This window comes from Microterricola pindariensis (assembly GCF_002936985.1).
Taxonomy (GTDB): domain Bacteria; phylum Actinomycetota; class Actinomycetes; order Actinomycetales; family Microbacteriaceae; genus Microterricola; species Microterricola pindariensis.
This window is the reverse complement of sequence record NZ_MPZN01000098.1, coordinates 1-9,567: the sequence shown is the minus strand read 5'-3', so window position 1 is coordinate 9,567 and position 9,567 is coordinate 1. Positions and strand designations below refer to the sequence as shown.

General features: G+C 69.7%; 9 protein-coding genes. 7 read left to right on the top strand and 2 right to left on the bottom strand.

Annotation, left to right across the window (positions count from 1 at the left end; all coding sequences use genetic code 11):
• Nucleotides 1-203: 203 nt before the first annotated feature.
• On the bottom strand, nt 204-1,436 hold the full coding sequence (locus GY24_RS16550) for a DUF349 domain-containing protein (RefSeq protein WP_407662190.1): 1,233 nt from the start codon (nt 1,434-1,436) through the stop codon (nt 204-206).
• Between the two features lie 124 nt (nt 1,437-1,560).
• A complete protein-coding gene (locus GY24_RS16545) occupies nt 1,561-2,352 on the bottom strand; it encodes a peptidylprolyl isomerase (RefSeq protein ID WP_104477640.1) in 792 nt (263 codons plus the stop codon).
• Nucleotides 2,353-2,449: 97 nt separating this feature from the next.
• Between GY24_RS16545 and GY24_RS16540 the strand changes: the two genes are divergently transcribed.
• From GY24_RS16540 to mltG, 7 genes are all read left to right on the top strand, one after another.
• A complete protein-coding gene (locus GY24_RS16540; protein WP_104477637.1) occupies nt 2,450-3,784 on the top strand; it encodes a replication-associated recombination protein A in 1,335 nt (444 codons plus the stop codon).
• Nucleotides 3,785-3,965: 181 nt separating this feature from the next.
• Nucleotides 3,966-4,595 carry a 30S ribosomal protein S4 gene (rpsD, locus tag GY24_RS16535; protein ID WP_055842670.1) on the top strand — a complete coding sequence of 210 codons (630 nt, stop codon included), beginning with the start codon at nt 3,966-3,968 and terminating at the stop codon, nt 4,593-4,595.
• Between the two features lie 98 nt (nt 4,596-4,693).
• The gene (locus GY24_RS16530) at nt 4,694-5,068 is read left to right on the top strand and encodes a DUF948 domain-containing protein (protein ID WP_104477635.1); all 375 of its coding nucleotides are present in this window, start codon (nt 4,694-4,696) and stop codon (nt 5,066-5,068) included.
• Between the two features lie 48 nt (nt 5,069-5,116).
• Nucleotides 5,117-5,314, top strand: a complete 198-nt coding sequence (locus GY24_RS16525) for a hypothetical protein (protein WP_083363802.1) — start codon at nt 5,117-5,119, stop codon at nt 5,312-5,314.
• Between the two features lie 69 nt (nt 5,315-5,383).
• Nucleotides 5,384-8,050 carry an alanine--tRNA ligase gene (alaS, locus tag GY24_RS16520; protein ID WP_104477633.1) on the top strand — a complete coding sequence of 889 codons (2,667 nt, stop codon included), beginning with the start codon at nt 5,384-5,386 and terminating at the stop codon, nt 8,048-8,050.
• The gene (ruvX, locus tag GY24_RS16515) at nt 8,050-8,544 is read left to right on the top strand and encodes a Holliday junction resolvase RuvX (protein ID WP_104477631.1); all 495 of its coding nucleotides are present in this window, start codon (nt 8,050-8,052) and stop codon (nt 8,542-8,544) included. The genes alaS and ruvX overlap by 1 nt, the downstream gene beginning before the upstream one ends.
• Before the next feature lies 1 nt (nt 8,545).
• On the top strand, nt 8,546-9,567 hold a 1,022-nt coding region (gene mltG, locus GY24_RS16510; protein WP_104477629.1), incomplete at its 3' end, for an endolytic transglycosylase MltG.

Sequence of the window (9,567 nt, the reverse complement as noted above, 5' to 3'; positions counted from 1 at the left end):
CCAGCGGGTAGAGCTCCCCGTCCAGACGGGCGGCGCTGAGCTCGGCGATGGAGAGCCCGGCCGGACCGGGAAGGGGAGCGGCGGTGGACGAATGCATGCCCCCAGACTGAAGCGGCGCGCCCCGTCGAAACGAGGCGCGCCGCAATCTGTGGAGCGTTGCCATCCCGCGTCCTGCTGTGCACAACTCGGGGGAGGCGGGAGGGTTAGCCCCCGATGGCCTTCAGCCAGGCGCGCTTCGTCTCGAGCTCCTCGCTCGCGGCGGCGGCGGCCTTCGCGTCGCCGGACGCGGTGGCCGCGGCGATCGTGGCCTCGAGCTTGGCGATGGCGTCCTCGAGCTGGCCGGCCAGGCCCTCGGCGCGCGCCTTGGTCTCCGGGTTGTTGCGCTTCCAGTGGTCCTCGTCCAGCACGCGCACGTGGTTCTCGACCTTGCGCAGGCGGTCCTCGATCGACTTGACCTGCTCGCGCGGGACCCGGCCGATCTCGTCCCAGCGGCGCTGGATGCCGGTGAGGGCGGCGCGCGCCTTGACCCGGTCCTTCTCGGACAGGATCGGCTCGGCCTCCTCCAGCAGGGCCTGCTTCGCGGCCAGGTTCTCCGAGAACTCCTCGTTCTCGACGGCGTCGACCTCGGACTTGGCCGAGTACAGCACGTCGCCGGCTGCCTTGAACCGGGCCCAGAGCGCGTCGTCCTGCTTCTTGCCGGCACGGCCGGCGAGCTTCCACTCGTCCAGGAGCTTGCGGTAGGCGGGGATGCCGTCGGCACCCTTGCCCGCCAGCGCCTCGGCCTGGTCGATCAGGGCCTGCTTGCGGCTGCGGACATCCTTGTGCGCGCTGTCCAACTCGGCGAAGAACGCCTTGCGGTGCTGCTCGATCGTGGTGCGGGCGGCACGGAACCGCTTCCACAGCTCGTTCGCTTCGGCCTTGGGCAGGCGTGGGGCGTCGTGCTGGTGGGCCTGCCAGCGGGCGAAGAGGGCGTCCAGCGTCGCAGTCGCCTGCTTCCACTGGGTCTTGGCCGGGTCGCCGGCCGCCAGCTTCTCGGCTTCCTCGACGATCTGCGTGCGCTCGGCGACGGCGGCATCGATGGCGGCCTTCGTCTCTGCGCTCTGCTGCTCGGTCAGCTCCGAGACGGCGCCGCCGAGCTTCTCCAGCCGGGCCTTGAGCGCGGCGAGGTCGCCGACGGCGTTGGCGCCCTCGACGTTGGCGCTGATCGACGCGACCGCCTTGGCGATGTCGGACGCCGGTGCACCGCGCTTGGCGCGCTGCTCGAGGAGCGTCACCTGCCCGGCCAGGTCGACGAATTTACGTTCGAAGTACGCCAGAGCTTCCTCTGGAGTGCCGTCGGGGTACTGACCAACCGCGCGCTCACCGGATTCCTCGCGAACGAAGACGGTGCCCGTCTCGTCGACGCGCCCCCACGGTTGCTGATCTGCTTGAGCCAAGAGCCTCATCCTTGCTGAATGCCTGGGCCGCCAAATGGTGCGGCCATACCCGCCCCAGCCTATTCCACTTATGCGGGGCAGGCGGGGCGCTCTTCCATAACTGTTACGTGCGGCGGCTGTGCGCCTACTGCAGTGTGAAGCCGGTGATCGTCGTCGGCACGGCCGGCGCGCCGTCGGAGAGGCCGCCCTTCACACCGGCGTCGGTGATCTGCTCCTTCAGCTGGTCCAGGCCGCTGGTGACGCGGCCGAGGACGGTGTAGCCGCCCGCGGTGTCCGAGCCGATGGTCGTGTCGCCGTAGACGATGAAGAACTGGCTGCCCATGCTGTACCCGTTGCCGGTACTGCGCGCCATCGCGATGGTGCCCTCCGGGTAGACGTTGTCGGCCGGGGCGTTCTCGATCGGGCCGTAGCTGTAGCCGGGCCCGCCGGTGCCGTCGCCGGACGGGTCCCCGCACTGCAGAACGTAGAAGCCGCCGTCGGTGAGGCGGTGGCAGCTGACGCCGTTGTAGAAGCCGCCCTCGGCCAGGCTGATCGTCGAGGCCACGGCCTGCGGCGCCGCCGCGCCGTCCAGCTCGATCCCGAGCTCGACGTCGTTCAGGGAGAGCGTGCCCGTCCAGGTGCGGCCCTCGGCGAGCGAGGCTGGCGGCACGTCGCCGATGTTCGTGCCCGCTTCCGGCGTGTCGGTCGGGGCCGGTGTGGCCGAGTCGGTCGGCGTCGGCGCCGCCGTGCCCGGCCCGCCGTTGAAGGAGAGCAGCTGCGCCCCGACGGCGAGCACCAGGATCACCACGAGGGCGATCGCCGCGATCCAGTTGTCGCGCGCGCGACGGGTCGTGCGGCGCTCGTGCACGGCCTGGCGTGCCTGGTACGCACGCAGGCGTGCCCGTGCTTCGCGGTCCTGCTTCGGGTTCGAGGCCACACTGCTCCTTCAAGATGATGCGCGGGGAGTGATCCTCAGGGGATCAACCATGAACTCTACGCAAGCCGTGTCGCCAGCGCCAAGTACGCTGGGTGGCATGGTGAATTCGGGTCCCGGTCTGCGCTCTGGCGCGACCCCGCTCGCTGTGCGCATGCGCCCCAAGTCTTTGGAGGAGGTGGCCGGGCAGCGGCATCTGCTGACCCCCGGTTCGCCGCTGGTCGCGCTGGCCAGCGACAAGACGGGGGAGAAGGGCTCGGTCTCCGTCATTCTCTGGGGGCCGCCCGGCACCGGCAAGACGACGCTCGCCCAGGCGATCGCCCACTCCTCCGGGCGCAACTTCGTCGAGCTCTCCGCCGTCACCGCGGGGGTGCGCGACGTGCGCCAGGTGATGGAGCAGGCGATGACCAACCGCGACCTGTACGGCACCTCCACCGTGCTCTTCCTCGACGAGATCCACCGCTTCACCAAGGCCCAGCAGGACGCCCTGCTGCCCGGCGTCGAGAACGGCTGGGTCATCCTCGTCGCCGCGACGACCGAGAACCCGTCCTTCTCCGTCATCTCCCCGTTGCTCTCCCGCTCCCTCCTCCTCACGTTGGAGCAGCTGAGCGACGAGGACCTCGGCGTCGTCGTCGACCGAGCGGTCAGCGACCCGCGCGGCCTCGGCGGGCGCTTCACCCTCGAGGACGACGCCCGCTCGGCCATCATCCGGCTGGCGTCCGGCGACGCCCGCCGCGCCCTCACCGCGCTGGAGGCGGCATCCGTCTCCGCCGTGACCAGCGCAGAGGGCGAGGCGCAGCCGGCGATCACCGTCGAGCTGGTCGCGCTGGCCGTCGACCGGGCACTGCTGCGCTACGACCGCAACGGCGACGAGCATTATGACGTGATCAGCGCCTTCATCAAGTCCGTGCGCGGCTCCGACGTCGACGCCGCCCTGCACTACCTCGCGCGCATGATCGAGGCCGGAGAGGATCCGCGGTTCATCGCCAGGCGCATCATCGTCTCCGCCTCTGAGGACATCGGCCTGGCCGACCCGCAGGCGCTCGTCGTGGCGATCGCCGCCGCGGACGCCGTGCAGTTCATCGGCATGCCGGAGGGGCGCATCCCGCTGGCGCAGGCCGTCATCCACCTGGCCACGGCCCCCAAGTCGAACGCGGCATACATGGGCATCGACGCCGCCATCGCGGACGTGCGCGCCGGCAAGATCGGCCGCGTGCCCAAACACCTGCGCGACGCCCACTACCCGGGCGCCAAGAGGCTCGGCCACGGCAAGGGCTACAAGTACCCGCACGACGAGTCCGTCGGCGTCTCCACCCAGCAATACCTGCCGGACGAACTGCGCGGCAGCCGGTACTACAGCCCGACCGAGCACGGCAACGAGCGGGAGATCGGCGCGCGCCTGGCGAAGATCCGCCGCATCATCAACGGCGACTGATCGCTGTGTTAGGCTGTCCGAGGCCTAAAGCCTGTTTTTCGCGCGCGGCTGCTGCGAATCACAGGGCTTAAGGGGCAGGAGCTGTAGCCGCTCCGGACCCCGCGGCTGACCCCTCTAACTTTGCCCGGGCGCAGCGCGCCCGCGGTACTTCATTGTTTGAGAATCATTTCGAAAGGAAACCGTGTCTACTAAGTCACGTACCCGCAGCAAGACCCGCCTCTCGCGCGCGCTCGGCATCGCCCTCACCCCGAAGGCAGCCAAGTACCTCGAGAAGCGCCCCTACGCTCCCGGTGAGCACGGCCGCACCAAGCGCAAGCAGGACAGCGACTACGCCGTTCGTCTGCGCGAGAAGCAGCGTCTGCGCGCCCAGTACGGCATCCGCGAGAAGCAGCTGAAGATTGCCTTCGAAGAGGCTCGTCGCACCAAGGGCCTGACCGGTGAGAACCTGGTTGAGATCCTCGAGACCCGTCTGGACGCCCTCGTCCTGCGTGCCGGCTTCGCCCGCACCACGGCACAGGCCCGCCAGATGGTTGTGCACCGCCACATCCTCGTTGACGGCCAGCTCGTCGACCGCCCCTCGTTCCGCGTGAAGCCGGGTCAGCAGATCCACGTCAAGGCGCGCTCCGAGGGCACCGAGCCGTTCCAGGTTGCAGCAGCCGGCGGCCACGTCGACGTCCTGCCCAAGACCCCGGCATACCTCGAGGTCGAGCTCGACAAGCTGCAGGCGCGCCTCGTGCGTCGCCCGAAGCGTGCCGAGGTCCCCGTGACCTGTGAAGTACAGCTCGTCGTGGAGTACTACGCGGCTCGCTAGTCGTCGTTGAACTACGCTGGAGGGCGGATCATCTTCGGATGGTCCGCCCTTCTTCGTTAAGCCTCACTGTGTAGGCCCACCCCATTGGATGGTGATCAATGTCTCTCGGAGACGTAGCTGGACTCCTGGCGGCCGGCGCCTTCGCGGTGCTCGTCGCACTGCTGGCAATCCCGCTGGTCAAACTGGGCGGGGTGCTGGACCAGACGCGCCAGTCCATCCGCGAGACCACCGAGGGCGTCACGCCCCTCCTCGAGGAGACGGCGGTGACGCTGCAGGAGACCAACAAGCAGCTGGCCCGCGTCGACGTGATCACCTCCAACGTCGCCGACGTGACGGGCAATGTGTCGGCGCTCGTGGCGCTCTTCGCCGCGACCGTCGGCGGCCCGCTGATCAAGCTGGCCGGCTTCTCGGCCGGCGTGCGCGCCGCCTTTCGCACCGCGCGGCCGCGCACGAGCGGCACGCGCCGCGGCTGACGCACTACTGTTGTCAACGAACTCTCGGATCACAAGGAGCCTCTTCGCATGAAAAACCTACTGTGGCTGATTCTCGGAATCGCGGGCGGATTCGTCATCGCGCACCAGATCAACAAGACCCAGGAAGGCCATCGGTTCTTCACCGAGGTCGACGCCAAGGCCCGTGAATTCGGGGCGGCCGTCGCCGACGGGTACCACCAGCGCGAGGCCGAACTGCGCAACGCCATCGACGAGGTGCTCGACTAAGCTCGGGCGACGCTCGCACCACCCATGCGCCGGAATCGGCGCTTCGACACACTACGTACTACGGGACCCATGCAGACTGCAGAAATTCGCCGGCGCTGGCTTGACTACTTTGGAGAGCGCGGCCACACCGTCGTGCCCTCCGCCTCCTTGGTGAGCGACGACCCCACCCTCCTCTTCACCGTCGCCGGCATGGTTCCCTTCGTGCCGTACCTGACCGGTCTGGTGCCCGCGCCGTTCTCGCGCGCCACCAGCGTGCAGAAGTGCATCCGCACCCTGGACATCGAAGAGGTCGGCAAGACGCCGCGCCACGGCACGTTCTTCCAGATGAACGGCAACTTCTCCTTCGGCGACTACTTCAAAGAGGGCGCCATCGGCTATGCCTGGGAGCTGCTGACCAGCTCGGAGGCCGACGGGGGCTACGGCTTCGACGAGAAGGACCTCTGGGTCACCGTCTACAAGGACGACGACGAGGCCGTCGGCTACTGGCGCGCCCTCGGCCTGCCGGAGGAGCGCATCCAGCGCCTCGACAAGGACACCAACTACTGGCACACGGGCCAGGCCGGCCCGGCCGGCCCCTGCTCGGAGATCTTCTTCGACCGCGGCCCCGCCTACGGCATCGACGGCGGCCCGGCCACCGACGACGACCGCTACGTGGAGATCTGGAACCTGGTCTTCATGCAGTACCTGATCAGCGATGTGCGCGGCAAGACCGAGTTCACCATCGTCAAGGAACTGCCGAACAAGAACATTGACACCGGCATGGGCCTGGAGCGCGTCGCGTTCCTCAAGCAGGGTGTGCAGAACTTCTACGAGATCGACCAGGTCCGCCCGGTCCTCGACCGCGCAGCAGAGCTCTCCGGACGCCGCTACGGCGCCGACCACGAGGACGACGTGCGGATGCGCGTCATCGCCGACCACGTGCGCTCCTCGCTCATGCTGATGAGCGATGGCGTCACGCCCTCCAACGAGGGGCGCGGCTACATCCTGCGCCGCCTGATGCGCCGCACCGTGCGCGCCATGCGCCTGCTCGGCGTGGACGCCCCCAGCTTCCCCGAGCTGTTCGCGGCCTCCCGCGACGCCATGAAGGACGCCTACCCCGAGGTCGAGCGCGACTACTCCCGCATCGCGCAGAGCGCGATCGGCGAGGAGGAGACCTTCCTCCGCACGCTCGCCGCCGGCACCACGGTGCTCGACCTGGCGCTGAACAAGACCAAGGCCGCCGCGTCGCCGCAGCTGGCCGGCGACGCCGCGTTCCTGCTGCACGACACCTACGGCTTCCCGATCGACCTCACCCTCGAGGTGGCGGAGGAGGCGGGCCTGACCGTTGACCGCGCCGCCTTCGACGCCCTGATGGCCGAGCAGCGCGCCCGCGCCAAGGCCGACGCCAAGGCGAAGAAGACGGCCCTGGCCGACCTCTCCGTCTACGGCGAGTTCCGCGCCCACGGCGAGACCGTCTTCACCGGCTACACGTCGCTCCAGACGGAGTCCACGATCCTCGGACTCATCGTCGGCGGCCACTCCGTCAACAAGGCCGTCGCCGGCGAGATCGCCGAGGTCATCCTCGCCGAGACCGCGCTGTACGCCGAGTCCGGCGGACAGGAGGCCGACAGCGGCCTCATCGTCGGCCCCGGCTACGAGCTCGAGGTGCTCGACGTGCAGAAGCCCGTCAAGGGCCTGATCAGCCACAAGGTGCAGGTGCGCTTCGGCGAGGTCGGCGTCGGCGACGCCGCCACCAGCGTCGTGGACGCGGACAACCGCCGCGGCGCGCAGCAGGCGCACTCCGGCACGCACATCATCCACGCCGCCCTCCGCCAAGTCCTCGGCCCGAACGCGCACCAGTCCGGCTCCTACAACAAGGCCGGCTACCTGCGTCTGGACTTCTCCTGGAACCAGGGCCTCTCGGCCGCGACCCGCAGTGAGATCGAGGAGATCTCCAACAACGCGATCCGCGACAACCTGCCCGTGGTCACCCGCGAGATGGCCCTCGACGAGGCCCGCGAGCTCGGCGCCATGGCGCTGTTCGGCGAGAAGTACGGCGACCGCGTGCGCATGGTCGACATCGGCGGCCCGTGGTCGCGCGAGCTCTGCGCCGGAACCCACGTCGGCTCCAGCGCCGAGATCGGCATGATCAACCTGATCAGCGAGTCCTCCGTCGGCTCCACCAACCGCCGCGTCGAGTCGCTCGTCGGCATCGAGGCGTTCCGCGACCTCGCCGCAGAGCGTGCCCTCGTCACGCAGCTCACCAGCTCGCTGAAGACCCCGCGCGAGCAGCTTCCCGAGAAGGTGTCAGAGCTCGTCGCCAACCTCAAGGCGGCCGAGAAGAAGATCGCCGAGTTCGAGGCGAAGGCGCTGGGCGAGAAGGTTCCCGCGCTCCTGGCGAAGGCCGCTCGCAACGACGGCCTCACGATCGTCGCCGAGAACCTCGGCACGCTCTCCTCCGCCGACGAGGTGCGCAACCTGGTCAACCTGGTGCGCGAGCGCCTGGGCGGCGAGGCGGCGGTTGTCGCCCTGGCCGCCGAGGTCGGCGGCAAGGCCGTCGCGATCGCCGCGACCAACCCGGCCGCCCGCGAGCTCGGCGTCAAGGCGGGTGCCCTCGCCAAGGAGATGGCGGGCATCCTCGGCGGCGGCGGCGGCGGCAAGGACGACCTCGCCCAGGGCGGCGGCGTCGACGTGAGCGCCATCCCGCGCGCACTCGAGGCCGCGCGCACCTCCGCAAGCGCGGCGGCTCGGGCATAGTGCGGCAGGGGGTACGGCTCGGCGTCGACGTCGGCAAGGCGCGCGTCGGGCTGTCCCGCTCCGATCTGCACGGCATGCTGGCCACGCCGGTGGAGACAGTCCCGCGCACCCTCGGCGAGGCGGTCGAGGCCGGCGCGGCCCCGACCGCCGACCTGCAGCGCATCGCGGCCGTGCAGGCCGAGCTGGACGCGATCGAGGTCGTCGTCGGCCTGCCGCTGGCGCTCTCCGGCGCCGAGACGGCATCGACGGCGGATGCCCGGCACTTCGCGATCGCGCTGGCGGCCGCCCTGCCGGTGCCCGTCCGCCTCGTCGACGAACGGCTCTCGACCGTCTCGGCGACCTCGGCGCTGCGCGCCTCCGGCAAGAAGGCCAAGTCGCACCGCCCGGTGATTGATCAGGTCGCCGCGGTTATTATTTTGCAACACGCGCTCGACTCCGAGCGGGGGACGGGCACCGCCCCCGGAACCGTACTCAGCCTGAACGAAGGACTCTGACTTGTCATCACTTCCCCCGGCGACCCCCGACGATGAGGGCGCCAGGCCCTCCTTCGACGAGGTCTTCTCTGTGCCGGGGCCAGCCGAGGCCTCCGGACTCCGGCCGCGCCAGGCGAAGGGCCGGCGGGGCAGGCGCGGACTCGGCTGCCTGGTCGTGCTGCTGGTGCTCGCCGGGATCGTGACGGCCGGGTTCTTCCTGCTGCAGGGGCCGATCCAGCAGATCATCGCCGCGGCATCCGGACCAGAGGACTACCAGGGCAGCGGGACCGGCGAGGTCGTCGTCATGATCCATGAGGGCGACATCGGCTCCGACATCGCGACGACGCTGCACGACGAGGGCGTCACGAAGAGCTTCGACGCCTTCTACCAGCTGCTGCTCAAGCAGGCCAGCACCCACGTGTTCCAGCCCGGCGCCTACAAGCTCGCCACGGGGATGAGCGCGCAGGCGGCGCTGGACGCCCTCATCGACCCGGCGAACAAGCTCGAGCAGACGGTCGTCATCCCGGAGGGCACCGTCGCCGCCGACGTCTACCAGCTGATCGCTGAGGGCACCTCGATCCCGCTCGAGGAGGTGCAGGCGGCCGCCGCCGACGTGGCCTCCTTCGGCCTGCCGGCCGAGGCGACGACGCTCGAGGGATTCCTGTTCCCCGCGACGTACACCTTCACGCCGGGCATCGGCGCGCACGACGCCCTCGCCACGATGGTGAACCGCCAGTTCCAGGCGCTGGACAGCGCCGGCGTCGCCCCGGAGGACCGCTGGAAGACCATCGTGCTGGCCTCGCTGGTCCAGAAGGAGGCAGGCCTCCGCGACGACTACTACAAGGTGTCCCGGGTGTTCCTGAACCGCCTGGACCCGAACCTGTGGGAGAGCGGGCTGATGCAGTCCGACGCGACCGTCGCCTACGGCACCGGCAACACCCACCGGGTCTCCACGACCGACGCCGAGCGCGCCGACGCGGCCAACCCGTACAACACCTACGTGCACCCCGGCCTGCCCGTCGGGCCCATCTCGAACCCCGGCGA

Bases quoted from the DNA above. Each gene is read 5' to 3' on its own strand.
- GY24_RS16525 (WP_083363802.1), top strand. From the start codon at position 5,117: ATGAAAAACCTACTGTGGCTGATTCTCGGAATCGCGGGCGGATTCGTC.
- alaS (WP_104477633.1), top strand. From the start codon at position 5,384: ATGCAGACTGCAGAAATTCGCCGGCGCTGGCTTGACTACTTTGGAGAG.
- GY24_RS16540 (WP_104477637.1), top strand. From the start codon at position 2,450: ATGGTGAATTCGGGTCCCGGTCTGCGCTCTGGCGCGACCCCGCTCGCT.
- GY24_RS16530 (WP_104477635.1), top strand. From the start codon at position 4,694: ATGTCTCTCGGAGACGTAGCTGGACTCCTGGCGGCCGGCGCCTTCGCG.